The following is a 25,582-nucleotide window of genomic DNA, read 5'->3' on the forward strand; positions in this document are numbered from 1 at the left end:
TTCTTATGAAACGTCGAAGCACTCGCAAACGCAGCGGTTTCACGCTGTTGGAATTGATGATCGTGTTGATCATCTTGGTCGGATTGATCGCCATGGTGGGACCCCGACTGCTCGGGTCGCAACAGAAGGCGGACATCCGAACGGCGGAGGTCCAAATCGGCAACTTGGCCTCGGCACTGAAAATGTACGTGGTTGATATGAAGGTCTTTCCGGCAACCGAAGACGGCTTGGAAGCGCTTTTGAAAGCACCTGATGATGAGCGTCTCGCTCGCAAGTGGGCGGGCCCTTACATCGACGGCAGCAAGCTTCCGCTTGATCCTTGGGGCAACGACTTCGAATATGAATTCGATGCCGTCGAAGGTGGCAGCGATAGCTCGCAACCTGCTTTCCCGCGTATCTTCTCAATTGGTCCCGATGCCCAAGCGGGGACCGATGATGACATTGGAAACCAACCCGCTGAAGGCGAAGAGGAGTCGGAATTGTCCGACTCGAGCGACGCTTGAGGCCTCGCTCGTTTTGAAATGTCCCTGCAAGACCGGGTTCTCGCTGTTGGAACTCATGATCGTCTTGACGATCATGGTTGGGGTCGGTGCTGTCGCGTGGCCGAGCTTGCGAAGGCCGATGGCGGACAGCAGTGTGCAGCAAGCTGCCAATCTCTTGCGGGCTGAAATCTCCGATTGCAGACAAACCGCAGCGATTGAAGGGGAACCTCGTTTGATGCGATTCAGCGCCAACCAGCCCCTCGTTGCATCGGGGCACTGGGCCGACCTGGTCGCCGAACAATTGATCGGCGATCGTTCGCAAAGTGACACTGCCACTGATACAGAGCGAGAGCTCAAAACTTGGGAACTTCCCATCGACATCGTGATCGACGAAGTTCAGCTCGATCAACGCGCCTACGTCGTCGCCGATGAAACGTCGATGCCATCGGACGCGATCGATCTTGAGACGTCGACTTGGTACCTGCCGTTCTTGCCAAGCGGCCAAACGAGAGCGGCCATCATCGTGCTGCGTGACACTGCCACTCACAGTCGCGTGGCCCTCGAAATTGAAGCGGTCACGGGGATGATGCGAACGGCTCGTTTGTCACCCGCGACACCTGGCGATGCGTCGTCGAACGCCCCGCTACCGCCCCGCGATGGGGAGCTTTCCAATTGAACCCTCGACTGAATCTTCGGCGCAAACCACACAGCGGTCTCTCGTTGATGGAAATGGTGCTGGCCACCGCGTTGCTGGCCAGCAGCGGTGTCGCACTGTTCACCTTGGTGGGACAAGCGACCCAGTTGGCGCGGAGGGCCGAGGAGCGAACAGTGGCACTGCAAATGGCCCAGTCAACGATGGACGAGTTCCTTGCGACCGGATCGAACTCGGAGTTGGAGATGGAGGGCAGTTTTCCGTCGGATCCGCGTTGGCGCTATCGCATCGAACTCTCGGACGTGGAGGCAACGGATCAAAGTGAATCCAAGCTGAAGCGAATTGTCGTTTCGATTGATCGCACCAACGAACGAGGTGGGACGGCATCGGACACGGCAGTCGTGAGTCTGGTCCGCTGGACAAGCGCAACCAAGCCGCCCCGCCAATCGCCGAATGATTCGGTTTCACCAGAATCCTCAGACGGACTGCCACCAGATGCATTCCTACCTGACACACTGTCGCCGACAAGTTTGATGCAGGCGGATTCGATCACGCCATGAACAACGAAGAAGTTCGCCGCGGCGGCTACACGATCCTGGAACTGATGCTCTCGCTGATCTTGCTGGCTGCGCTGATGATGGTCGCTTGGTCGATCCTGGGGTCGTATCGCGACGCGGAGCAACGTGGATGGAATCAAGCCTATCAAATGCAGGTGATTCGCATCGCCCGGGATTGGCTGGACTCGGACGCGGCCAGTTTGATGGAACCTCGTGTTTCCATGAGTCCGTCGTCGACTCCCACACCGTCGTTTTCGTCACACCCCACGCAATTGCGGCCCTTCCAAGGGAACGAACTGGGCTTTGAGGTTGACTTGATTCCGTCATTCGATCCGTTGCCGTGGTTGGAAGCGGTCACCCAAGCGGAGGCCCCCCTGTCCACGACAACGCAAGCACGCAGTCGCGAAAATTCAAGCACCTCAATTGCACTGGATCCGCTCACCATCCATCACCTGCGTTACACGATCGTCCCCAGGGATGTGATCAGCGGCGCGGGACCCACGGATTCCGCGGAGGAACTCTTTGACGTGCAGCGGGAACTGGTTCCGGTTGATCGCTGGTCGAAAGCCTCCGCTTCGTCATCTGAAAAGGAGTTGACGATGGCTGACCTGTACCGGGTTCCCGATGAGGAACGGCCAATTGAATCCGCTGCCGATGGCGCGACGTTGGCGACCAGCATTCGTAATCTCGTTGCTCCCCGTTTTCGCTACAGCGATGGCGCCCAATGGCTGGGCCAATGGGACAGCCAATTGAAAGGTGGGTTGCCACGCGCGATTGAACTGAGCTTCGATTTGCCATCCGCATCAACCTCTTACGAAACGGTCGTCCCAGAAGAAGACGAAGCGGATGAATTCGTCGCGGAGGACTTTGCGGACATGGTGATGTCGTCCGAACCAGTCGCAACGATCGATGAGAGTTCCTCCAGCGGCGAGGATGACGCACTCATCCGCGACGTTCGAATCGTAGTGTTCATCGCAGGCAGCCGGCTCCCAGGCAGTCTTCTAGGTGATCCGCATGAATAGGCCGCGAAACGGAACGGCTCTGTTGGTGGTCATGGTGATCGTGACCATGGTGGCGTTGGCTGCGTATGGATTCAACCAGCAGATGGCCGACGCCTACCGATCCAGCAAGCTGCAAATCGAACGGGCTCAAGCTCGGTTGACGGTCATGAGTGCAATCGAAGCACTGCAATCCACGTTGGAACAACCTCGTGGCAGCCGTTTGTCCTGGCATCGGGAACCGGCGGCGTTGTTCACAGGGGTATCGCTGCGAGAAAATGCCAGCCAGACAGAAGACGTCGAGCCGGAATGGATGTTTTCCGTGTTGTCGCCCGCGGATCCTGCTGCGGTGGGAACTTCCATGGAGCTCGCCAAGGCATGGCGGTTCGGACTCACCAATGAATCCTCCAAGATCAACTTGTTGGCACTCAACCAGTGGGAAGCGGCGGTCCCCGGGCAGGCGAAAAAGACCCTGATGAATTTGCCGGGGATGGACCTGGCGATGGCGCAAGCCTTGATGAATGCCTATGGGATCGTTGACACGGCACCGGCGAGTGCCATGAGTCTGAGCGATCGTATTGGTGCGTTCTCCGATGAGCAGGGATCCGATGGCGTTTCATCATCCGGTGGAGATGACGCTGACGAGCGGATTCGCCAGTGGGCAAATCGCTGGACCGGCGGCGACTGGGACATGAACTACCAGCTGGATTCGCTTGAGCAAAACCTGTTGGAGGAGCAAACATCTTTGGGAGCAACGGGCTCAATCGAGGGGACGGCCAATGCGAGGCCGGTTGCCTGGCGAGACCATCTGACATTTGACAGTGGACAACGGAACGAAAGCCTCACCGGTCAACCAAGGGTTTTCTTGAACGGGGCGAACCTGCAAAAGCTTCACCAGGACTTGCTGGCGATTTGGCCGGCCGATTGGGCGAACTTTGTGATCGCCGTGCGGCAGTTTGGCGTCCGCGGGCAATCGTCCTCTCGGACTGGTACCTCGTCGGTAACCGCCGCTGAGTGGACACCGGACTTTTCGATCCCCGCGTCCGTGCGAATTGCGAGTCCTTTGGAGTTGGCAAATGCGACGGTCGAGGTTTCCCAGGCCAATGAGAAACCATTCTCAATCCGCAGCCCGTTCTCGGATGACTTTGGCGACCGCAGTAACTACATTAGGAGTCTGGTTGACGATGTGACGGTTCATCCCAGTCGCGTGATCGTTGGCCAAGTCGACGTGATGGAGGCTCCCCGCCCCGTCTTGCTAGGCATTCCGACGATCACCCCTGAAATCGTCGATCAAATCATCGAGCGACGTGCGTCTCAAACGGGTTCGGTTTCACCGACCGATACGAACGTCTCGCGGGACACAATTGCTTGGCTATTGATTGAAAACGTCGTCGACTTACCCACCTTTATCAAACTCCAGCCCTGGATCACCGTTGGAGGCGATTGCTACCACGCTCAGATCGTTGCCTTTCGAGACCCTTTCACGCCGACGTTCCGTTGCACTGTGACGCTGGACGGGTCGGCCCCTCATGTCGCCCTGCGAAGTCTTCGCCAGTGGGATGCGTGGGGAAAGGGTTTCACTTTCGACGAATTGCGTGGTGAGCTTTCGCCAAACCCACCCTTGGATCATGCCGGTTCCCACCTTCCTTAGCCGCTTGCCCTTCCTTCACTCGTTCGCCGCACCCTCCAAACGCGGTCCGATCGTGGTCGCTTCGTGGGACCAGGTGAACGTGTATTTCCTCGTGGTGAGGGAACGCAAAGACGGGTTGGCTGCGGTTGCTTGGGGGACCCTCGCCCGGGAGGCGGAGCAGCCTGCTCTGGCCGTTCTTCAGCAACAGCTCACTGCCAGCAAAATCACAGCCTCCCGTTTGGTGTTGTTGCTACCGCGGACGGATCTGGAGATGACGACGGTTGAGATCCCGCCGGCCGACGCATCTGAAGTTGCGGCGTTGATCCGAGCCGAAGTGGAACAATTGATTGGCGATGGAGATCACGAGTTGGTCGTTGACTATCGACTGCTTGATGGCGCGACGTCGCCGATGGTCGCAGTCGCGGAAACAGCCTCCGACGCCAGTGAAGCCGATGAAAAACAAGTGGGCGAACCCAAACGCTCGCAAACGGCGGCTGCCTTCTCGCTGGAACAAAGTCAGCTGAACGCCTGGACTGATTCAGTCGCTCAAACGGGACTGCAACTCGCCGCGTTCACTTCCCGACAAACCGCGCCCCTGTATCAACTTCGGCAGCAACGCGTCTTCCGTTCGTCCTTGTCTGTGCTGATTGTGGTGTATGAGGGCGAGGTTGAATTGTCCTTTCTTCGCGGCAGTCGCTTGGCTTCGTTGCGAACCTTCCGGGCCAGCAGTCATGATGCGGGAGCGTTGACCGATCAAATTCAATTGGAAGTGCAACGCAGCATTTCATTGATGGATTTTGTCGCTCCAGGCGAAATGCCAGAGATGCTGGTGTTGGTTCGAGGTCCGCGTGACGCGCTGCCTGAGGGCACCGGCCAGCGACTTGGCAGCGACTCCGACACCGACCCATTGCTCACGCTTTGCGACTCACTCAATGCACGCCCGGTGACACTGGGGATCCCAGTCGATGCGAGCAGCGAGCAGACGCCTGATGACGATGCCCTCGCTCCGGACCCCGTGCTGGCGGCCGCCGCATCGGTGTTTCAAGAACATCATTTGGCGGTTGACTTGGTCCACCCCAAGGTTCCGCCCGTGCCACCCAATCCGATGCGTCGGTGGATGGCAATCGCGACCTTGGCTGTGGTTAGTTTGGGAATCGGGGCTTACACGTTGCTCAGCGATGTCCAGGCGTTGAAGACCCTGGTGGACGACAAAAAACAGGAATTGGTCGAAGCGGATCGGGTCGCGGCCAAAATGCAAGAGAAGGCCGACGAGACTCGGTTGGTCCAGCAATGGCTTGGCGACCAAGTCGATTGGCTTGCCCAGTTGCAGCGTTTATCCAGCCGTTTCCCCGAAGGCCAGCTTGCCAATGTGCGGCGTTTGTCCGCCGCGGCCGATGGCAGCACGGGCGTGATTGATATCTCGGTGCAAGTGAACGATCCCAACCGCGTTGCCGAATTGGAAAATGCACTCCGCGATGCCAAGTTCTCAATCACAAGCAAACGAGTCAGCGAGCAAACCAACAACGAAGAGTACCCTTGGCAGTTCGAAGCCAGGATCGCGTTTCCCATCACACCCGTCGACGAGCGAGAAGAAGAGATCTTCACGCAACCCGCTGGAATCATTCCCCCGCAGGAAGTCGAGTCCTCCGCGGAATCCGCGTCCCCCGTTGCCAGTCCATTGCCAGAACAATCTGCGGTGCCTGAACAAACCGATGCGTCCGAGCAGTCCACGCCCGCGGACGATCCGAAAACTGATTTGTCAGAGGTTTCCTCATGAACGCCAACCGTCGAACAATGTTTCTGGCGGCCGGAGGAATCGCGGTGATTTTGATGTTCGCGATCGACACCAGTTACCAGTCTCTGATCGAGCAACCAAGCCAACGCTATGAAGGTCAACTGAAATCCGTCGAGTCGAAATTGCAAGACGCCAACCGGTCCCAGATCACCGGCCGGCGATTGGCCAACCAATTGGATGGATTCGCATCGCGGGCGCTCCCGTATGATCCAGCGCTGGCTCGATCCAGCTACCAAGATTGGCTCTTGAAACTCGTCGAACAACATCAAATGGAATCGGCCTCCGTTGACGCCGACACACCGCGTCCGATCGAAGTCCGGTCACGCACCGCCAAGCGAAAGTCCAACCTCATCGGCCATCGGATTGGATTCTCACTTCGCGCTCGGACCACACTGGATCACCTGACCGATTTCTTGCATGGCTTTCACCGTTCGGCGCAGCTCCACAAGATTCGTAGCTTCTCTGTGACTCCCCTGGTCAATGGCAACCAATTGGAACTGAATCTGGCGATCGAGACGTTGTCGCTGGAGTCGACCGAGCGAGAAGGGGATCTTTCAACCTTGGTTCGTAGCGAGCAAACCTACCCACCGCGTGAAGACTACAACCAATTTGTCAGCCGCAACTTGTTTGCGAAGGGATTCTCCAAGTCACTCGGGCAAGTCCGTCTGAACGCAATCACGCAAAACCGCGGCGGTCAATCGGAAGGGTGGTTTTCGGTTGGGTCACCACCTCGAACACAAATCATCGGACAAGACGAATCGCTGGACCTGCCGCTGCACACCGTGCAGGTCAAGTCATTTGAGGAAGACCGCGTTGCTTTGAGCGTCAACGAATTTGATTGCTGGCTTTCGCTTGGACAATCGCTGGGCGATGTCTTGGGGCATCCGGCACCCGCATCCGTCGAAACACTCCAGGAAGTGGAACAACCATGATCACCCCCGCCCCCTCCATGTCACGTCTTGTCGCCATTTCTGCGATCATCGTGTTGACCAGCCTGTCGATCACAGAAACCGCTCAAGCCCAATTGTTCGGCGCCAGGACACTCGGGCAACCGCTCACGAGACGGCCCTCGGTCAGCCAGGGTGCGCCGCCAGCGATGGAATCGGCGGGGTCGGTTGAAGGCAGTGAACGCTTCCTGCGTGGCAATCGTTCGCGGGACGAATTTGTGGGGCCCAGTCGTGGTACTCAACAGGGATTCATTGGCAGTGACCAAGCCATCGGTGTCGGCCGCGTCCGTACATCGGTCGAATCGCTTCGCGAACCACCCGATCGCTCGGCCCAGATCAATCAGCCTGTTCCGCCGCTTGCCGCCGGAGCCATGTACTACCCGCAATTGTCGATCTCCGTTTCTGAGATGGCCGATGAAGCGTACGTCTCAGCGGTCATTCTTAAACGTGACGAAAAGCTGGCGGCCAGATTGAGTCACGTCGCTGGCTCTGCGATTCAAATCTCGTATCAAGGCAACCGGGCGATCTTGAGTGGCATCGTTGAGTCGGAGGCGGTTGCTGAAAAACTCCGGGTTTTGGCGTCCTTTGAACCGCACATTGACGAGATTGAATGCCAGTTTTGGACCCGACAAGCCCTCATTCGCCACTGATCCCAACTCGTTCCCAGGCTCCCGCCTGGGAACGCAATGCGTCGCAGGCTCCGCCTGCCGTTTCGCGGATATGAGGCAGGAGCCTCCAAGGCAGTGTGTCCCCAGGCAGAGCCCGGGGACAAGGTTGAACGAGCTCGTTCCCAGGCTCCCGCCTGGGAACGCAATGCGTCGCAGGCTCCGCCTGCCGATTCGCGGATATGAGGCAGGAGCCTCCAAGGCAGTGTGTCTCCAGGCAGAGCCCGGGGACAAGGTTGAACGAGCTCGTTCCCAGGCTCCCGCCTGGGATCGCGATGCCTCGCAGGCTCCGCCTGCCGTTTCGCGGATATGAGGCAGGAGCCTCCAAGGCAGTGTGTCCCCAGGCAGAGCCTGGGGACAAGGTTGAACGAGCTCGTTCCCAGGCTCCCGCCTGGGAACGCAATGGCTCGCAGGCTCCCGCCTGCTGACTCGTGGATGTGAGGCAGGAGCCTCCAAGGCAGTGTGTCCCCAGGCAGAGCCCGGGGACAAGGTTGAACGAGCTCGTTCCCAGGCTCCCGCCTGGGAACGCAATGGCTCGCAGGCTCCGCCTGCCGATTCGCGGATGTGAGGCAGGAGCCTCCAAGGCAGTGTGTCTCCAGGCAGAGCCCGGGGACAAGGTTGAACGAGCTTCCGTTTCCCTCGGAACCTCGCGATGCCTAGTTGGAAGCTGCCAGCACGCCGTGTGGGTCGAGCACGAATTTTTTGGCGGCGCCTTGGTCAAAAGCAGCGTAGCCTTGCACGGCTTCTTCCAGTGGGATCACCGTCGCGTTGACGGCGTTCGCGATTTGACAACGATCGTGCAAGATCGCCATCATCAGCCCTCGGTTGTACTTCATGACCGGGCACTGGCCGGTGGTGAAGTGCAAGGACTTGGCCCAGCCCAATCCGATGCGGAGGGAAAGATTGCCGGTTCGGGCCGCTTCGTCGACCCCGCCTGGATCATCGGTCACGTACAAGCCAGGAATTCCGACGCCGCCTGCCACACGGGTGACCTCCATCACTTGGTTGAGAACCGTGGCGGGTTTCTCGACGCCCGAATCTCCGCCGTGGCCGCGGGCTTCAAAGCCGACGCAGTCGACGGCACAATCCACTTCTCGCTCACCCAAGATCGGCTCGATCATGTCGGGCAGGGAGGCGTCGGTTTTCAGGTCAACCGTTTCGCAGCCGAACGATCGGGCTTGAGCGAGTCTTTCCTCGATCATGTCGCCGACAATCACCACCGCTGCGCCGAGCAACTGGGCCGCGTGAGCACATGCAAGTCCCACGGGCCCTGCCCCGGCAACGTAGACGGTACTGCCTGTCGTCACCCCCGCGGTGTAGGCGCCGTGATACCCGGTCGGAAAAATGTCAGACAGCATCGTCAGGTCGCGGATCTTGGCGAGTGCCTGATCGCGATCGGGAAACGCGAGCAAGTTCCAGTCAGCGTAGGGAACCATCACGTAGCGGGATTGGCCGCCGATCCATCCGCCCATGTCGACGTAACCATACGCTGCGCCAGGGCGGTCAGGGTTAACGTTTTCGCAAACGCCCGTGTCACCTTCCTTGCAGCAACGGCAGCGACCACAAGCGATGTTGAACGGCACGCTACAGATATCACCCTTTTTGATGAACTCCACGTCGCGCCCGGCCTCAACGACCTCGCCAGTGATCTCGTGCCCGAGAACCATGCCGGCCGGGGCAGTTGTGCGTCCGCGGACCATGTGTTGATCGGAGCCGCAGATGTTCGTGGAGATCACTTTCAAGATCACCCCGTGGTGGCACTGCCGAGTCTTCCCTCGATAGCTGAGTTCCAATTTGGGATCGTCGATGGATTGGACATCGACCTTCCCGTCACCAAGATAAACAACACCTTTGTTACCTGTCATCGACTCACGCCTTGGGGAAAATGGTGTGGAGAGCGGGTCCCAGGGCGACCGTAGCGATGTTGAACGGGGGCTGGAGGACCTTTGGGGTAGTGGGAGTCTAGCAGGTTCGCTTGCTGCGATGGGCTGAGCCAATGATTCAACCGCAGCACCTGCGAGCTCCTAAATTGGGTCGGTTTCCAGGCGGTGAATTCACCCCCAGCCAATAGACGAGTCCCGCGACAGACGAGGGCAACTCTTCAGGGAGGAGTTGTCACATTGGGATCTTGGAAGTTGGTCGCAGGTGCGTTTGTGTCGCTGCCGGACAGACCGTGGTCCAGTGCTGACGGACCACTTGGTAACGGGCGGTCACCAGTGCTGCGAGCAAACACAGCCCCACCCATCCGATCCGTTGCTGTTTCGGAGCAAGTTTCCCCCGGCGTAATTTCATCAGCGTTGCCGCGAAGAGCAGGATGGGCAGCGCGATGCAGCCAATCACGATTTGAGCGTTGTCGTCTGCGAATCCCCAGAAAGCCTTGCTCGACTGGATTCCCGCTTCCGCAACCACAATGCTCGCAACCAACAACGCGATGGCTCCGTCCCCAGGACGAAAACGTTCCAGCAAAGCGGCGGGAAAGAGAGCGTTTGGGCCCGCCATCACGACAACGATCATCCAGAACGACCAGTGATCGGTGTACCCATTGTGATCAGCTTGAAAGGCGTTTGCGGAAATGGGGGACCCGTAAATTCCCGCGCCAGCAACCAACCAGAGAAGACCGGCAAGTCCCGTCAGGATTCCAAAGCCCAACAAGAACCGAACGAAAGCCTGGTAGCTCGCAGGCCTGGGCTCGATCTCGCCGGCCACCTTGTTCGACGTCATTGGAAGATCCTCGCACGAGTTTATTGCCGACCAAATCAAGCCGGACCAAGCCGAAGGCTGTTCAGGCAGTTTCCAACGTTACCCGCGTCTCCGGCGGTGTTCGCTCCGCTCGACCGGCGGCTACTTGCGGCAACGCCTCCGGCGTAAAAAACGGCGTGCTATCAACAGTTCGTCACCTCGGTCAGTGCGTCATTTGTTTCTCACGCGTTCGCTTAGCTTTCGCTGGGAACTGCTGCGTCCTCGTTTGATTCTGATTCTGGCTCGTCTGCTGCTTCTTCGGACGGTTCTTTGACGCGGTTGATTGCGAAGCTCAGGATGCTGCCTCTCATTCCTTCGAATTTGATCGTTGTCGACGCATTGGCTTGGCCCGCATCTCCTGCGAGCAAAGCGTTGACAATCAGTCCTTCGTCTTCGCTGATTCGGTTGTCGACATCGGTGATGGTCACGGTCGCGTTTTTGCCGAGCCAAGTGTCCGTTCGGTCGACCGCCTGACTCCACAAGTCGTCGGTCGCGATCTCGATGAAGGAATCATGCATGAGTGGCTTCAATGCTTCGAAATCTTGTTCGAGCAACTTGTTGAAGAAGCTCTCTGTTCGTTCGCGGTACAATGCGTCGCTCGCTGGACCCGTGAACCAGTCATCGTTGAGTTTGTCGGGTTCGATTTTAAACGTGATCAATTGGTCGTTTTGGAAAACGAATTCAGAATTTGCGACGCCGTTTGCAAACACCATGTCGCCAGACGTGGTCACCAGGGTTTGGCCGGGACTGCCTTCAAAGTTGATTTTGAAGTTGGATCCTGTTTCGAATTTGCACTCGCCCATCACGGCGTTGATCTCTTTCATCCAGGCCAGCATCACCGGTGCATCGACTTTCTCCCGAAGCGACGGTTCACAAAGATCGAGGAACGCGTCGGCGTCTTCTGCCACAATCGATTCAAAAACCGGGCGTTGATAGGCCTGGCTGGAACTGTTTGCGAAATAGAGGCCAACGCCACAGAGAACCAACAACAAAAAACCGGCGCCCAGGATGGCGACAATGATCCATTTCAACATGGTCTGTTCCCCACTAAAACTTGCGTCCGTTGGCTTTGGACGCTTGGAATGTTAGAAGTCGAGCGCGTGATTCTCTCGCCTTCCAGCTTGCAAACCAGGAATTCGCGGGACAATCACCATCAAGGCTCCCAAGGATAGTCGGTTCGAGGACCCCAACCAGGGGTGGTCTCGGCCCTCCAGGCATGGCGTTCCGTTGGCACTTGTGCCAATCCAGCCGCTTTCCACGCCGTGGCTTGTCGACCGAACCGTGAGGAAGCTCGGTCATCCTTGAACTGCGTTTCAGAAACCGCCACCACCGAGTGCTTGGTAGGCGTTGATGATCGCACTGAGTTCTTCTTGCTTGGTATCGATCAGCAACATCTTGGCTTCCATCAACTCTCGCTGGGCAAGCAGCACTTCGACGTACTCCACGCGAGCATTTTGGAACAGTTTGCCGGCACTGTCGACGGATTCTTCCAACGACTGAAGTTGTTGCTTCTTGATCTCGATGCTGCTGCGATAGTTGTCGACTTTGGAGACCAGGTTGACCACTTCCACGTGCGCTTCCAGCACCGTTTGTTGGTAGTTGTAGATGCTCTGCAACTGAACCGCGTTTGCCGTCCGGTAGTCAGCCTGGATCGCGCGTTTGTTGATCAGTGGGCCCACAATGTCTCCCGCGACGCTGTAGATGAGCGATTCCGGTGTTCGGAACAAATACCCTGTCGCGAACGCGTTCCAGCCAAGGCCACCGGTCAGCGTGAGTGAGGGATAGAAGCGAGCGCGAGCAACTTTGATGTCCAAACCTGCGGCGACGACCTGGCGTTCTGCCTCGCGAATGTCGGCTCGGTTTTGCAACAGTTCCGATGGGACGCCTGAACTCAGCGTTTGCATGTTCAGATCAATGAAGTTCACTTCGGTTCGGTCCACGTGTTGTGGATAGCGACCGACCAAGAAGTTGATTCGGTTCTCAGCTTCAACGATCTCTTGAGCGATGACGGCTCGTTCGCTCTCGTTCTTATGCACCTCGGCTTGGAAACGTTGAACGGCCAGTTGATTGCCGCGACCGGCTTCCTTCATCGCATTGGAAATATCCAGGCTCCGTTGTTGAATCTCGATCGTCTTTTCGAGTGTCAACATCCGGTTGTCGAGTGCCAGCAGCTCGTAGTAGTTGTCGGCGACTTCGGCGACCAAGCGGGTGATGATGTAGTTTCGTCCCTCTTGGGTCGCCAAGTACCGCATGGCAGCCGCGTTTTGGGCATTCCGCAATCGTTTCCAGATGTCCACTTCCCACGACACATTGGCGGCGACCAAGAAGTCCGGGAGCGGATCAGGAAAGCCTCGTCCGGGGGCGACCTCGAGTTGTTCTTCTACAGCGCCGTCTCGCGTGTGCCGGCCCGACTTTTCGACCCCAGCACCGACCCCCGCGGTCACGAAAGGTCGATACTCGCCGCTGCGGGCATAGGTTTCATTGCAGGCAATTTGAATTTCCTCTGACAGGATTCTCAGTTCTTGGTTTCCAACCATTGCCTGAGTGATCAGGTCCAGCAAATACGGGTCAGTGTAGAACACGCTTTGCGGCAATTGAGCTGAGTTCTGGAGCGTTGAAATGCCGAAGTTCAAGTCCGCTTCATCGTAAATCAAGTGGTCGCCAGACTCGTCGATCACCGAGGAAGAAACGGTTTGCGTGGGAGCATTTGCCAGTTCGATCTTGGCTGGCTGATTCGATTGCCGTTCTGCAGCGTCGACCGCTTCCTGGACAAGCGAAGACGGTTCGGGGGCGAAATTCGTGGATTGGATGTAGCTCGCGAACGTTTTCGGCTCTTCGTCGGTTTTCGCGGACACCAATTGGGTGTTGGTAGGCGAAAGCTTGCGAGCCTCTTGGGATTCGTCAGGCTCAGCCGTCTCCACGAAGGAGGCCGTCTCAACCAGCGGTGTGATTTCGCTGGGGACACCAGAATCGTTCGCCACGGTTGGATTGCTGGTGGAGTCCATGCCGTTGTTCCAGTTGTAATGCTGGGGCATGGAAGGTCCTGGTTTGGAACCTCGTAGGCCAGGGATGCCGCATCCGGGAAACGCCAGCAATGAGCCGCAGATCAAGGCAGCGATGGAGGCACGTTTGGAAGAGTGGTTGCGTGAAGCGTGCGTCGTTGGATGGTTCATGTTCGTCCTTGATGAACTGGCGGGGATCGGCATCCTGCCGAAACGTGTTCTAGAGTCCGCGTTGACTGACGCGTTGTCACATCACTGGGAAGCGATGACGCAGCAGGGTCAATTTGATCGGTAGGTGGAGTTTCGTCGTTGATCGGGAGAGCGATCGACGCTTTCGTCCCTCTGAGCGAATTGTGCCAACATTTGCAGATCAGTCCTTCGGACTCCGGCGGCTTTGCCGGCGAGTCCGGTTGAGAGGCATGTGGCAGACATTCCCAATGCAGCGTTTTGGCGGATTGATCAGTGTTCCCGTTCGAAGATTTCGCTGAGAGGTTGGTCGTGTTCGTCGCGAATCAGAGTTCGACCGTCGGCCATTTTTGCGAAGAGGTAGTAGAGTCCTGGGATCACCAAGACGCCAACCAGCGTGCCCAGCAACATGCCACCGACTGCCGTCGTTCCGATCGTGCGGTTTCCGATGGCTCCAGGCCCGGTGGCTCGCACCAGTGGGATCAGACCTGCGATGAAGGCGAACGAAGTCATCAGAATGGGGCGAAAGCGCAGTTTGCCGCCTTCGATGCCCGCTTCCATGATGCTCAAGCCTTCCTGCCGTCGCTGGACCGCGAATTCAATGATCAGGATGGCGTTCTTTCCGAGCAGACCGACCAACATCACCAATCCGATTTGACAGTACACGTCGTTGGCCAGTCCCATGGATTGAAGGAAGGCAAATGAACCGAAAATGCCCACGGGCAGTGACGTCAACACGGCCAACGGAATGAGGAAGCTTTCGTATTGGCCCACCAACACCATGTACACGAAGATCACCACAATCAGGAAAATGTAGACCGCTGTGTTGCCCGATTTGGCTTCGTCGTATGACAAGCCTTGCCAGTCAATGTCGAACCCGTTGGGGAGGGTTTCTTCGGCGACTTGTTTGATCGCCGCGATCGCTTCGCCACTGCTGTATCCGGATGCTGGTGCGCCTTGGATGGGAGCGGTTGGGTAGAGGTTGTAGCGGCTGATTTCGTTCAGGCCCTGCTTCTTCTCAATTCGCATGAACGCGGAGTAAGGCACCATCTCGCCATCCTCGTTTTTCACGAACATGTTGTCGAGGTCTTCCGGGTAGCGACGGAATTTGGGTTGGGCTTGGACGTAGACCTTGTAGAACTGCCCGAAACGCACGAAGCCTTGTTCCCAGGTGCTGCCGATCACAATGGACAGATTGGCCATCGCGTCTTTGATGGACACGCCCTTCTGCATCGCGACATCGTTGTCGATGATGACTTCATATTGCGGGTAGTTGGCGGCGAAGAACGTGAACAATCCTTTGAGCTCAGGCCGCTTGCTCAGGGCTGCCATGAACTCGTCGGTGACTTGGCCCAACGCGGCGTAGTCGCCGCTGTTGGTTTTATCGAGCAAGTTGACCGAGAACCCACCGGCGGCACCAAAACCAGGAACGGCAGGCGGTTCGAAAAATTCGAGTTTGACGTTGGCAATGTCCGTCCCGCGTTCCTCTAATTCTTCAATGATCTCTCGCGATGTCAGTTCCCGGTCCGCCCACGGTTTCAGGTTGATGATGCAGGTACCAGCGTTCGAACCGCGGCCCTCGGTCAGGACCTCGTAACCGGCGATCGAGGAAACCGAGGTGACTTCATCCATTTGTTTGCAAATCGATTGCAGTTCATGGCACTTTGAGTTGGTGTATTCAAGTGTCGAACCAGGTGGTGTTTGCACAATGCCGTAGATCATTCCTTGGTCTTCCAGCGGAATGAACCCCGTTGGCAAGACTTGGTTGACGACCAAAATGCCATATCCGAATACCGCGATCACCGCGATCGTCACCACTCGGCGACTGATGATGTGACGGAGCACACGAGCGTAGCCACCCGTGACGGATTCGACGCCACGATCAAAACCATGCAGAAACAGACCGATCGGGCTGCGCTTCTTCGCACCCCCATCGAAACCCGAGAATGCGGCACGGAACGAAAACACAGCTAGCAAAGCAACGACGCCCGCGATGATGTCGATCCGCGTGTCCGTCAACTCCATCTGTTCTGAGAGGACTTCGTGAACCAATTCAATGTGCAATAGGAAGTGGACTCCCGTTCCGACGGCGATGCCCAGCAAGAGGCTGACCAACGCCCGCAGAACAAACGCGTATCGACCGGCGACTTTTTGAATCCCGCGATTCAAGAGACCGAGGATGCCGCGTTGGACGTTGTCATCCAGCGGTTTCAAAATCATCGCACACAACACCGGCGTCAACGACAATGCGACGACCCCCGAGATCACGATTGCCATCGCCATCGTCAATGCGAACTGACGATAGAACACGCCGACCGGACCAGTCATGAACGTGACGGGAATGAAGACAGCGGTCATGACCAAGGTGATCGCGATGATTGCCCCGCTGATTTCCTGGACCACCTCTTGGGTCGCTTGATAGGGACCAAGGTGCTTTGCGTGCATCTTTTCGTGGACCGCTTCGACCACGACGATGGCGTCATCCACCACGACCCCAATGGCGAGCACGAGTGCAAACAGCGTGATCAGGTTGATCGACATGCCAAACATCAGCATGAAGAAGAACGTGCCAATCAAGGACACGGGAACCGCCAGTGTGGGGATCAACGTGCTGCGGAAGTCACCGAGGAACAGATACACGACCAACGACACCAGAATGAACGCCTCGAAAAGCGTGTGCAGCACCTTTTCGATCGAGGCGTCCAGGAAGTTCGAGACATCGTAGGTGACGGCGTAGTCCATCCCAGGGGGAAATTGTTTTGCTTTGATGTCTTCGACCTTCGCCTTGACCTGTTCGATCACGTCCGCTGCGTTGGATCCCGGTGTTTGTTTCAACACGATGGCCGCGGCGGGCAGTCCATCAATGTCGGAGTACAAGTCATAAAACGAGGAGCCGAGTGAGATCGTGGCAACGTCTGTTAAACGCAGGATTTCGCCCTCGGGACTGGCTCGGAGGATGATCTGCTCGTATTCCTCGGGTGTCGTGTAGCGGCCGACCCAAGTCAGCACGTATTCCAGCGTTTGGGATGTCGTGCCGGTTGCTTGGCCAAGTCGTCCAGGCGTGCCGATCATGCTTTGATCGGCCAAAGCCTCCATCACGTCTTCGGCATCAACGTGGTAAGCACGCATGCGGTCGAGATCCAGTTCGACACGCATTGCATACGAACGGTTCCCCAGAATGGATGCGAAACCCACCCCAGGAATGCGTTTGATTTCGTTCAGGATGTTGACGGTGGAGTAGTTGTAGAGGTAGTTCTGATCCACGCTTTCGTCGGTGCTGAACACGTTCACGTACATCAGCATGCTGCTCATGTTTTGCATCACGATGATGCCTTCGCGTTCCACGATAGGTGGCAGGTTGTTCTTGACCATCTGAACGCGATTGTTCACGTTCATCACGGCGACGTCGGGATCGGTGCCGGGTTCGAAGATCACCTGAATTGTGCCCTCCCCCGCACTGGTCGCGTCGCTGAGCATGTACCGCATGTTGGGAACGCCGTTGATGGCTTGTTCCAAAATCACCATCGTCGAGTCGATCAGGATCTTGGCACTCGCACCGGGGTACGACACCGAGACCCGGACGCTCGGCGGCGCGACGGAGGGGAACTGCGAAATCGGCAGGACGTTGATCGCCAGTCCACCCATGAACAGGATCAGCAGCGAGATGACGATGGCGAGGGCGGGCCGGTGAAGAAATTTTTCAAACATGTTGCGAACAAGGTGCTGGCATGACGAGCACCGTCATGGTGCTCGCGGGGTGTGATTGGTGGGAGCGGTTGCCGACGCCGTCAACGGTTGAGACCCAATGGCTCGGCAATGGCGGCCGGCGATTCTTGTTGGCCGAGATGTGGCCCGGATCGACGGGGCCGACTCAGTGGCAGGCGATGCCCGCTATTCGGCGTGATACTTGAGGTTGTCGAGCACGGTGTCTGGATCTTGGAATTCGTATTCCACCGTTTCGCCATCGCGAACTTGCAAGATGCCTTCGAGCACGATCTTTTCGTCGGGTTGCAATCCTTCGGCGATCAAGAAGATGTCATCCTTTTCGTTTTGAATCACGATTTCGCGTTGATGCACAACGTTGTCCGCGTCGAGCACGAAGGCGTACTTCTTGGCCAGAATTTCAAACGTCGCTCGTTGAGGAATCACGACGGCGTTCTTCGCAATCTGATTGATCAGCACCGTGCCGGTTTGACCGTGGCGAAGCAGTCCAGTTGGATTGGGGAAATCGGCACGAAATGCGATGTTGCCTGTTTCGTTGTCAAAGTCCGCTTCGATCGCTCCAATCCTGCCGGGCTGGTCGAAGAGTTTGTGATTGGCCAATCGGAGTTGCACGTTCAATGCGTCTGGATTTTGGCCGGCGTTCATCGCCTCTTGATATTCCAAGTAGCGAGATTCAGGAACATTGAAATAGACCCACATCAGGCTGTTGTCGGACATCGTGGTCAGCATCGCACCTTCCTCGACCAAACTGCCTTCTTGTTCGTGCAGTCGATCGACGATGCCATCGAATGGGGCTTTGATGTTGGCAAAGTTCACCTCTGCCTGAGCCAGTTTGACATTCGCGACGGCTTTCGCCAGTTTGGCTTCTGCCAACTTGAGTTCTTGGGTGGAGACGATGTTTTGTTGGACCAACTTTTGAGTGTTGTCGAACTCGACTTGAGCAAGCTGTGCTTCGGCCCTGTCAGCGTCCAGTTTGGCTTCGTAGATCGTGGGCAGGATATGGAAGAGTGACTGCCCCTTGGTCACCGCTTGGCCTTCGTTGACGTGGATGTCCTTCAGATAGCCACCTTCCAGGGCACACACTTCGATGTGTCGACGCGAATGAATCTGGCAAACGTATTGCCGAGTCAGCGTGACATCGCGGGCCACGGGGCTGGTCACGACAATTTTGTGTTGAGCGTGATGCTCGCCGGATGCGTGAGGCTGCTCCTCATGGTGTCCATCGGAATGTTCTGCGTGGGCATGGCCCTCATCGGAGGACGGGGCCGTCACCACATTGGCGAGTGGGACGGAAGACGTTTGGGCCCATTCTCCGCAACCCGCCAGGAAGCATGAGAAGGAGGCGAAGAGGAGCAAGTGGAACAATTTGGTGTGCATGGATCGGTTGGATTTGTTCATGTCTGGAAGGCGTTCGCGTGATGCACCGTCGTGGATGGGGGGCGTTGAGACAGGCTTGCGAAACACTGGTTTCGGTTGAGCGTCGAAGGTGAGGTGCTGCAGGTGAGATCGATGATCTGCCTGCGAGGTCGGACAAAGCACGGGGTGTGCCGAAGCGCGAAGGGACCTTCCGCCGGCGGAGTTGAGATTGAGAAAACCCCGTGATTCACGGGCGAAAACAATTCTCGGCGGAATGCCGAGTTTCAGCATGCCGAAATTTGTCTGCAATCAGGTTCATGACGTCTGCAGGAAACTGCAGGCATTGAGAGTGCCATGGGGTGGTGCCTATGTGTGCCCCGAATGAACTGTCGAGGTCAGCCGAAGGGTGCCAGGACCGGGAGGTTGAACGCCACGGTCTGAATCCTTCCTCAGAAGTGGCAGCTCCAAGTTTCCATCCCGCCCAACGAAGAGGGTGAGAGACGCGAAAACATTCGCTCAGCGTTGAGGAAGATGCCACCAGGATGCCGGCGACTATCCGGCGTTGGTGGTGAGAGAGGAAGTCCGATGTTGGCTCCACATTTGGTGCAGAAAACGACATTCGTGCGGCGTTGCTGACTCTCGTTCCAAGTTCTGCCACTGCCCAGCCCTGCCAGTGAAGGCTACGTACTCGGGCCGAACACCCATCAGAGAGTCCAACCAAGACGGTTCACACCAAACCGTCACGACGGATTGTTCGGCCTCGACGATGGAATCGTCGATTGAAATGAGTCTGTACTTCATCTCAGCAACCACCCTGCTTGGCGAACTTTTCTATCAAGCGGCGAGCGGAATCGACGACGATCTCAGCTGCTTCTTCCAGGGAAACGATTCCGACATTCAAAACCAAATCGTAAAGATGCGGGTCCGATTCGTCTTGATGGAAATGTCCGCGAATGTAGTTCTGCCTTTGCCGGTCTTTGTTCGCGACCCAGTGGCGTGCTTCTTTCTCGGAAAGATCGTGTTGCGACATCACCCGTTGAATCCGGGAATTTAGCGGGGCGACGACGCGGACGGACAACCCTTGTTCGGGCGGGAGGAGGTACTTCGCGCCTCGACCAACAATGACGACGTTCCCGTGGGATGCCGCCAGCAAAACCAGTTTGGAAACGCGGTGCGTGTAGGTGGACTCTGAAAATCCCAACCCACCAATGCGAGAGGTCAAGATTTCGCTGAGCCAGTTTTCGTGCTTCTCATCGACGCGTTGAATCAAGCACCGCGGAGTCCCGTAGTGTTGTTCCATGAAGTCGACAATCTCGTTGTCCAGCAGGTCCCAGTGCAATTTCTCAGCGACCAAGCCAGCCAGTTCGCTGCCGCCTGCACCGGCTTCTCGCGAAATCGTGATGAAGGGGCCTAACCGTTTGCTGGTGTCTGCTTGGGACGCTTCGTCTTGGTTGTGTTCCGCATGGATCCACTTCAAAACTCTTTCGTCGGCACGGCGTTCAATGGCTGGGACTCGGACACTCATCGGAGGTGGGCCTGATCGATTGGAGGATCGAAATTGTGAGGGCTCGACCAAAATGCAATTGACGGACCGACGGCAACATTTCTTGGTCGCGGTCGGTGCCCTCATCCAGCCATTCCCGGTGCGAAGTGATTTCCCGGGGCTCGTTTGGTAGGCGAGATCAGGTCAACAAACATGCAAGGTTTTGCATGAAAGATGCAGTGGATTGCATCGGAACGAGGGATAGCCCTTTGGAATGGGGCATTCATCTGTGTGACGGGCTGAACAGGTCGCCAACTCAAAGAAAAAAGAAACTCACGCTTTGCCGTGCGGCGATGCGTTTCACGTTGAGATTTGTTGTTTGTCTTTGTTCGTGGATGAGATAGATGAAGAAGATTTCATCTCTTTGGTCTGACGTTTGCCTAGGAGAGAACGCGGTCACTTCGAGCCTGGTTTGAACTCAGCCGAACGATCGAGCGTGTGGGGAACACGCCGCCTTCCATCTGCAAACACCTGAACCTCCTGAAAAGTCGAAGCCAACTTGGAAATGGAAAACGAACTTCATCTTTTGATCGTCGACGACGAGCCGAACATCCGCTCTGGCTTGGCTCGTGGGCTTGAAAAGATCTGCGATCACATCGAAACGGCCGCTTCCGTCAACGAAGCTTTGGATAAGTTTGTCGCGGGAAGTTTTCAATTGGTCATCGCCGATGTGAAAATGCCAGGCGATCGTGATGGACTCGACCTTCTCCGATGGATCAAGCATCGCGATCCGAGCGTCATGTCCATCATCATCACTGCCAATGGAACAGTGGAAACGGCAGTCGATGCAATGAAATGGGGAGCGTTTGATTTCATCACCAAACCGGTGGATCTCAACCTTATCCGCCAGCAGGTTACGAAAGCAGCGGAACACCACCGGCTGCAACACGAAAATCACCAGTTGAAGGAGAAGTTAGCCGAAGCCGGTGAGTTGTCAGGCATCGTTGGCAATTGCGACGAGTTCCAGAATCTACTCAAACAAGTGCGGCAGGTGGCGTCAACGGATGCGACCGTTCTGATTCAAGGTGAAAGCGGGACGGGCAAGGAATTGATCGCTCGGGCGATCCATGATCTGAGTGCGCGCTCGAAAGACCCCTTTGTTGCGGTCAACTTGGGGGCTCTTCCCGAAAGTCTGTTGGAAAGTGAAATGTTCGGGCACGAGAAGGGCGCGTTCACGGGAGCGTCCCGACAGAAGCCCGGCTGCTTTGAACAAGCCGGCAATGGGACGTTGTTTCTAGACGAGATCACAGAAATCCCTGCCAAGAGCCAAGTGGACCTGCTGCGGGTGTTGGAAACGGGACAATTCGCTCGCGTCGGCGGCGAGCAGATGCTGCAATCGAACGCGAGAATTATTTCCGCAACCAATCGCGATGCGATGACGTTGGTCCAAGACGGATCGTTTCGCGATGATCTGTTCTACCGATTGAACATCGTTCCCATCGAGGTGCCGCCGCTAAGGAGCCGTCGCGAAGACATTCCGTTGTTGGTCGAACACTTCCTAACTCGGTTTTGCACTCGGCATCGACGTTCGATGAAGTCACTGACGCCTGAGGCGATGGAAGCGTTGATGGCTTCGGATTGGCCGGGCAACGTTCGCCAACTCCGCAACCATATCGAGCGAATCGTGGTCACGGTGGGGGGCGAAACCATCGGACGAAACGATCTCCCTGAAGAGCATCAACGTCAGAGTGTTTCGCCGTGCAACGCGATTCGCACGTTGAACGAGATCACTGAAATGGCGGAACGAACCGGGATCGAGTCCGCTCTAACAGCGAAAGATTTTCACCGCGAGCGAACCGCGAAAGCGCTGGGGATCAGTGTGCGAACGTTGCACTACAAAATGAACCGCTACGGGCTTCACTGAACGAGCAACAGAGTAGAACAGTTGTCCCCAACTGTTCCGTCGGGCAACGCTCAATGCCCAAGCTTCATTGCGACCGTGTCCACTCCCCACGGTTCGCGTCATGCTGCTCGACGACATCCACACGTTCCACGTCGGCCCCGTCCGGGGCGACGTCGGTCGATCTCGCTTGACGTTCGCCGGATTAAATCCGGTCGAGCAAGTCGGACTTCTTGCGATTGAATTCTTCTTGGGTGATGTAGCCTTTGTCGAGCAATCCGCCCAAGCGATCGAGTGTGTCGAACACGTTGCCAGAATCCGGGGACGAGGATGCGGAGGTGCCATTTGGATTGGCCGACGCTTCGTTTGGTGCAGGGGTCGGCTCGGGCTGGACATTGGCAGCGGGTGGGGCCGGCGCTGGGCTTGGGGGAGCTTGCGGCGCTTCAACGATTCCGTTTCGACTGACAATCGGAAGCGACGAAAGCGGAACGACTCCAAATTGGCTCGTGAAGGTGATCGACCCGTCGCCCGATTGTTGTTGGCTGAAGCCACCGATGTTGTGTTGCAGCGTGTCGTACAGCCACACGTCGTCGCCCGTTGCCACGGCCAATCGATGAGCATCGGCAAAGTACGCGTATCGCATTTGGTTCTGTGATCCGCTGGCGGAAGGCGATCCCAACTCTTGGGGCCACCAATTGCGTCGTGGGTCCGGTGCGAAGAGGCTGTTCGAAGCCGACCCTCCACCGGCCTGCTGATCTTGGTAGTTCGAGCCACCGCTTTGGCTTTGCGATTGGAACACGCCACTGCTCGTTCCAGTTTGATTCTCGGCGATCGAACGAGCGCAATCTTCACAGAGGGCCGAAACGCGGTACTTCAGATTCTGATTGAACATGTCACCAATCATCATCATTCCCCCCGCCATCCATTGGCCCGATCCGCCAAACTCGGGATGGGAGAACTGGGCCATGCTTCCGTTGCCGTTGTAAACAGCGGTCAACATGTGGCTGACGGCATCCACGGAGAATCCGTGGCGATTGGAAAGTGTTTGGGCGATTTGCTGGCCCATGGACGAAAGTGGCAACACGGGAGACTCGCAGGAAACACAGGTGGAAAAAGACAGAGAACAAATTCTACGTCGTGATTGTCAACCAATTCGCCTCAACTTCCTAGTCCAGCCCTTTTGTGACGCCGATTATGCCGGCTTGAAACCCTGCTGGGTGTCCTCGCCCCCAGGATTTCGTGACCAGGCATCCCCAATCGTGACGGGATGGGTGGCTTGATCTTCAACCCAAATCGGATGGGAGTGTGACGTTTGGTCGCGGGGTTCGTCCTGATAATCGTAGGCGAGTCCTGTTTCGCTACGATTTGCGAAGCTCCGGCTCGCCCGCCACTTCTCTTCTTCTCAAGTGCCGCGCGAGGAATATCATGCCATTCCGTTGGAATCGTTGGATCGGAACATCGAAATCAGCTCGTATTCGGAAACGGCGGCGACAATCGACTTGTCGCAGATTGCGGTCGGAGAATCTGGAAACTCGGAATCTTCTGGCCGCCAATCTTTTTCACAACGAAGCGATGCCGGAAGACGTCAACGAAGACGATCAGGTCACGGCGATCGATGCACTGACGATCATCAATCGGATGAACCGCGAGCAATCCGGTGAAGTCGCAGGCGATGTCGGCCGCGGGCAAATGACGGATGTCAACAACGACGGTCGCAACAGTGCCCTAGATGCTTTGATGGTGGTCAACCGTTTGAATCGCGAGCAGCTTGAGGATCGCGATTCAGGATCGCGGGACACTGGGGCGGAAACCAAAGACCAAACGGATGCCGAGGACACCACCGGCGGTGATTCGGCGACGGATGAATCGACGACGGACGATCAAGCGGATTCAGAGATTGAGTTGACGGGTGACGCGGTTCTTGATTGGAACAACTTGTTCAACGAGCTGACCGCCAACAGCGCGGACAATCAAAACCCGGGGTACGCTTCTCGAGCAATGGCGATGTTGAATGTGGCTATCTACGACTCCGTTGCGATTGCATCCGGAGATTCCGATCTCGCTTTTTATGAATATGATTCTTCGTTGACGAAGTCATCCAGCGATGTTTCGTCGCAAGCGGCCGCATCCAGTGCCGCACACTCCGTTCTGAGTTCGCTGTATCCGGAGCAACAAGAATCGATTGATTCGTTTTACGCGGATGTGCTGGCGACCTACAGCCAAGATTCGGAAACAGAAGCTGGGCTGGTGCTTGGTGCGGAAGTTGGAAGCACCGTGATCGAGAATCGTGTGGATGATGGAGCCGACGCGATCGTGGAGTACACCTACACCGACGAAGCGGGAGCATTTCAATCGGACCCACTGAATCCAGACGTGCCGGTTTGGGGACCGGGATGGGGCGAGGTCGATCCATTCGCGATCTCGGATGCGGACGCCTACACACCGGAATCACCTCCGGCTTTGACCAGCGAAGAATACGCGGCTTCCTACAACGAAGTGAAGGAACTGGGAGCGGTCGACAGTGTCACTCGAACAGCCGACCAAACTGAAGCGGGAATTTTTTGGGCCTATGACCGAGAAGGTTTGGGCACTCCCTTGTCATTGTTCAACGACATCCTCGAAACGGTCGCGGTGCAAGAAGGCAACTCGTTGGAAGAGAACGCCGCCCTCTTCGCTCAGGCTTCTGTCGCGATGGCCGATGCGGCGGTCGTTGCGTGGACTACCAAATTCGAAGAGGAGTTTTGGCGTCCTGTCACGGCTATCCAAGACGGCGATGCCGATGGAAACGCTTTGACAGAGGGCGATCCCGAATGGACCGCATTGGGGGCTCCCGACGGGGGCGATGACATCGTTGGCTTCACACCTCAGTTCCCAACCTATATCTCCGGTCACGCGACTTTTGGCGGAGCCTTGTTCGGGACACTGCAAGAATTCTATGGAACGGATGACATTTCCTTCACGGTCGCGTCGGAAGAACTTGAGATTCTGTTGGATGATCCCGAGTTGCAGGCGGCCTACGGATTGGATCTCGACGATGCTGAGCGAACATTCGATTCATTCAGTGAGGCCATGGCAGAAAATGGACGCAGTCGCGTCTACTTGGGAATCCACTTTGATTTCGACGATTTGGTCGGGCAGGAAGTTGGTCAGATGATTGCCGCCTCGGTCGCATCGGAATTCACCGTGGCGACACCGGATGATGATTCCACAGGCAAGGGCGTTGAGGTTGAACAGCTTGCCACGTTGGACCGAGAGAATCAGCCAAATCGTGATGACTCTGGCCGCACTGCTTTGGGGAATCCTGAATCGACGATTGCAAAAACGACCCAGTTGCCTCTCGAAGATGGATCCTCGCGAGATGAACTGAATCGTCGGTCCGAGGAGGACCAGCGACTCGCTGCGGTCGATCATATCTTCGCAGAGAACCGTTTGATCTAACGGATGCGTTGAAACGCAATGTGTGAAAC

General features: G+C 56.7%; 20 protein-coding genes. 12 read left to right on the plus strand and 8 right to left on the minus strand.

Translation table 11 applies throughout. The features are described from left to right. Positions 1-5 precede the first annotated feature (5 nt). The 8 genes from gspG to RISK_RS09665 are packed head-to-tail and all read left to right on the plus strand — an operon-like array spanning position 6 to position 7,711. A complete protein-coding gene (gene gspG / locus RISK_RS09630; RefSeq protein ID WP_047814030.1) occupies positions 6-503 on the plus strand; it encodes a type II secretion system major pseudopilin GspG in 498 nt (165 codons plus the stop codon). Beyond that, entirely contained in the window at positions 436-1,158 is a 723-nt protein-coding gene (locus RISK_RS09635) for a pilus assembly FimT family protein (RefSeq protein ID WP_261340216.1), read from the plus strand. The genes gspG and RISK_RS09635 overlap by 68 nt, the downstream gene beginning before the upstream one ends. After that, positions 1,155-1,694, plus strand: coding sequence for a hypothetical protein (locus tag RISK_RS09640; RefSeq protein ID WP_047814032.1), 540 nt, complete (start codon positions 1,155-1,157; stop codon positions 1,692-1,694). The genes RISK_RS09635 and RISK_RS09640 overlap by 4 nt, the downstream gene beginning before the upstream one ends. After that, positions 1,691-2,713 (plus strand): hypothetical protein, encoded by a 1,023-nt coding sequence (locus RISK_RS09645; protein WP_047814033.1) that lies wholly within the window; start codon positions 1,691-1,693, stop codon positions 2,711-2,713. The genes RISK_RS09640 and RISK_RS09645 overlap by 4 nt, the downstream gene beginning before the upstream one ends. After that, positions 2,706-4,340: a hypothetical protein gene (locus RISK_RS09650; RefSeq protein ID WP_047814034.1), complete on the plus strand. Its 1,635-nt coding sequence runs from the start codon at positions 2,706-2,708 to the stop codon at positions 4,338-4,340. The genes RISK_RS09645 and RISK_RS09650 overlap by 8 nt, the downstream gene beginning before the upstream one ends. Next, positions 4,288-6,096: a hypothetical protein gene (locus tag RISK_RS09655; protein ID WP_236696174.1), complete on the plus strand. Its 1,809-nt coding sequence runs from the start codon at positions 4,288-4,290 to the stop codon at positions 6,094-6,096. The genes RISK_RS09650 and RISK_RS09655 overlap by 53 nt, the downstream gene beginning before the upstream one ends. Beyond that, on the plus strand, positions 6,093-7,046 hold the full coding sequence (locus RISK_RS09660; protein ID WP_047814036.1) for a hypothetical protein: 954 nt from the start codon (positions 6,093-6,095) through the stop codon (positions 7,044-7,046). Before RISK_RS09655 ends, RISK_RS09660 begins: the two co-directional genes overlap by 4 nt. After that, positions 7,043-7,711 carry a hypothetical protein gene (locus RISK_RS09665; protein WP_047814037.1) on the plus strand — a complete coding sequence of 223 codons (669 nt, stop codon included), beginning with the start codon at positions 7,043-7,045 and terminating at the stop codon, positions 7,709-7,711. The genes RISK_RS09660 and RISK_RS09665 overlap by 4 nt, the downstream gene beginning before the upstream one ends. Positions 7,712-8,382: 671 nt before the next feature. Here RISK_RS09665 and fdhA read toward each other — a convergent pair. From fdhA to RISK_RS09685, 4 genes are all read right to left on the minus strand, one after another. Continuing rightward, a complete protein-coding gene (gene fdhA / locus RISK_RS09670) occupies positions 8,383-9,591 on the minus strand; it encodes a formaldehyde dehydrogenase, glutathione-independent (RefSeq protein WP_047814038.1) in 1,209 nt (402 codons plus the stop codon). 250 nt (positions 9,592-9,841) lie between these two features. Beyond that, complete coding sequence (locus RISK_RS09675; protein WP_047814039.1) at positions 9,842-10,447, minus strand: hypothetical protein; 606 nt, start codon at positions 10,445-10,447, stop codon at positions 9,842-9,844. Between the two features lie 212 nt (positions 10,448-10,659). Beyond that, positions 10,660-11,499: a hypothetical protein gene (locus RISK_RS09680; RefSeq protein WP_047814040.1), complete on the minus strand. Its 840-nt coding sequence runs from the start codon at positions 11,497-11,499 to the stop codon at positions 10,660-10,662. 279 nt (positions 11,500-11,778) lie between these two features. Then, on the minus strand, positions 11,779-13,638 hold the full coding sequence (locus RISK_RS09685) for a TolC family protein (protein WP_236696175.1): 1,860 nt from the start codon (positions 13,636-13,638) through the stop codon (positions 11,779-11,781). On the opposite strand from RISK_RS09685, the gene RISK_RS33355 reads away from it, so the two are divergent. Continuing rightward, positions 13,637-13,762 carry a hypothetical protein gene (locus RISK_RS33355; RefSeq protein WP_261340215.1) on the plus strand — a complete coding sequence of 42 codons (126 nt, stop codon included), beginning with the start codon at positions 13,637-13,639 and terminating at the stop codon, positions 13,760-13,762. The two genes, RISK_RS09685 and RISK_RS33355, sit on opposite strands and share 2 nt — an antisense overlap. 164 nt (positions 13,763-13,926) lie before the next feature. On the opposite strand, the gene RISK_RS09690 is transcribed toward RISK_RS33355, so the two are convergent. Then, positions 13,927-17,361, minus strand: a complete 3,435-nt coding sequence (locus RISK_RS09690) for an efflux RND transporter permease subunit (protein WP_047814041.1) — start codon at positions 17,359-17,361, stop codon at positions 13,927-13,929. Positions 17,362-17,381: 20 nt separating this feature from the next. Here RISK_RS09690 and RISK_RS31465 point away from each other — a divergent pair, with 20 nt between their 5' ends. Next, positions 17,382-17,564: a hypothetical protein gene (locus tag RISK_RS31465; protein ID WP_150122542.1), complete on the plus strand. Its 183-nt coding sequence runs from the start codon at positions 17,382-17,384 to the stop codon at positions 17,562-17,564. On the opposite strand, the gene RISK_RS09695 is transcribed toward RISK_RS31465, so the two are convergent. Continuing rightward, complete coding sequence (locus RISK_RS09695) at positions 17,545-18,753, minus strand: efflux RND transporter periplasmic adaptor subunit (protein ID WP_236696176.1); 1,209 nt, start codon at positions 18,751-18,753, stop codon at positions 17,545-17,547. The genes RISK_RS31465 and RISK_RS09695 overlap by 20 nt on opposite strands. Before the next feature lie 781 nt (positions 18,754-19,534). Beyond that, on the minus strand, positions 19,535-20,257 hold the full coding sequence (locus RISK_RS09705; protein WP_047814043.1) for a cytidylate kinase-like family protein: 723 nt from the start codon (positions 20,255-20,257) through the stop codon (positions 19,535-19,537). 523 nt (positions 20,258-20,780) lie between these two features. Between RISK_RS09705 and RISK_RS09710 the strand changes: the two genes are divergently transcribed. After that, the gene (locus RISK_RS09710; RefSeq protein ID WP_047814044.1) at positions 20,781-22,139 is read left to right on the plus strand and encodes a sigma-54-dependent transcriptional regulator; all 1,359 of its coding nucleotides are present in this window, start codon (positions 20,781-20,783) and stop codon (positions 22,137-22,139) included. A 181-nt stretch (positions 22,140-22,320) separates the two neighbouring features. On the opposite strand, the gene RISK_RS09715 is transcribed toward RISK_RS09710, so the two are convergent. Beyond that, positions 22,321-23,181, minus strand: coding sequence for an SHOCT domain-containing protein (locus RISK_RS09715; protein WP_047814045.1), 861 nt, complete (start codon positions 23,179-23,181; stop codon positions 22,321-22,323). 359 nt (positions 23,182-23,540) lie between these two features. On the opposite strand from RISK_RS09715, the gene RISK_RS09725 reads away from it, so the two are divergent. Beyond that, positions 23,541-25,553, plus strand: coding sequence for a dockerin type I domain-containing protein (locus RISK_RS09725; RefSeq protein ID WP_047814047.1), 2,013 nt, complete (start codon positions 23,541-23,543; stop codon positions 25,551-25,553). Positions 25,554-25,582 lie beyond the last annotated feature (29 nt).

This window comes from Rhodopirellula islandica, from assembly GCF_001027925.1.
GTDB lineage: Bacteria > Planctomycetota > Planctomycetia > Pirellulales > Pirellulaceae > Rhodopirellula > Rhodopirellula islandica.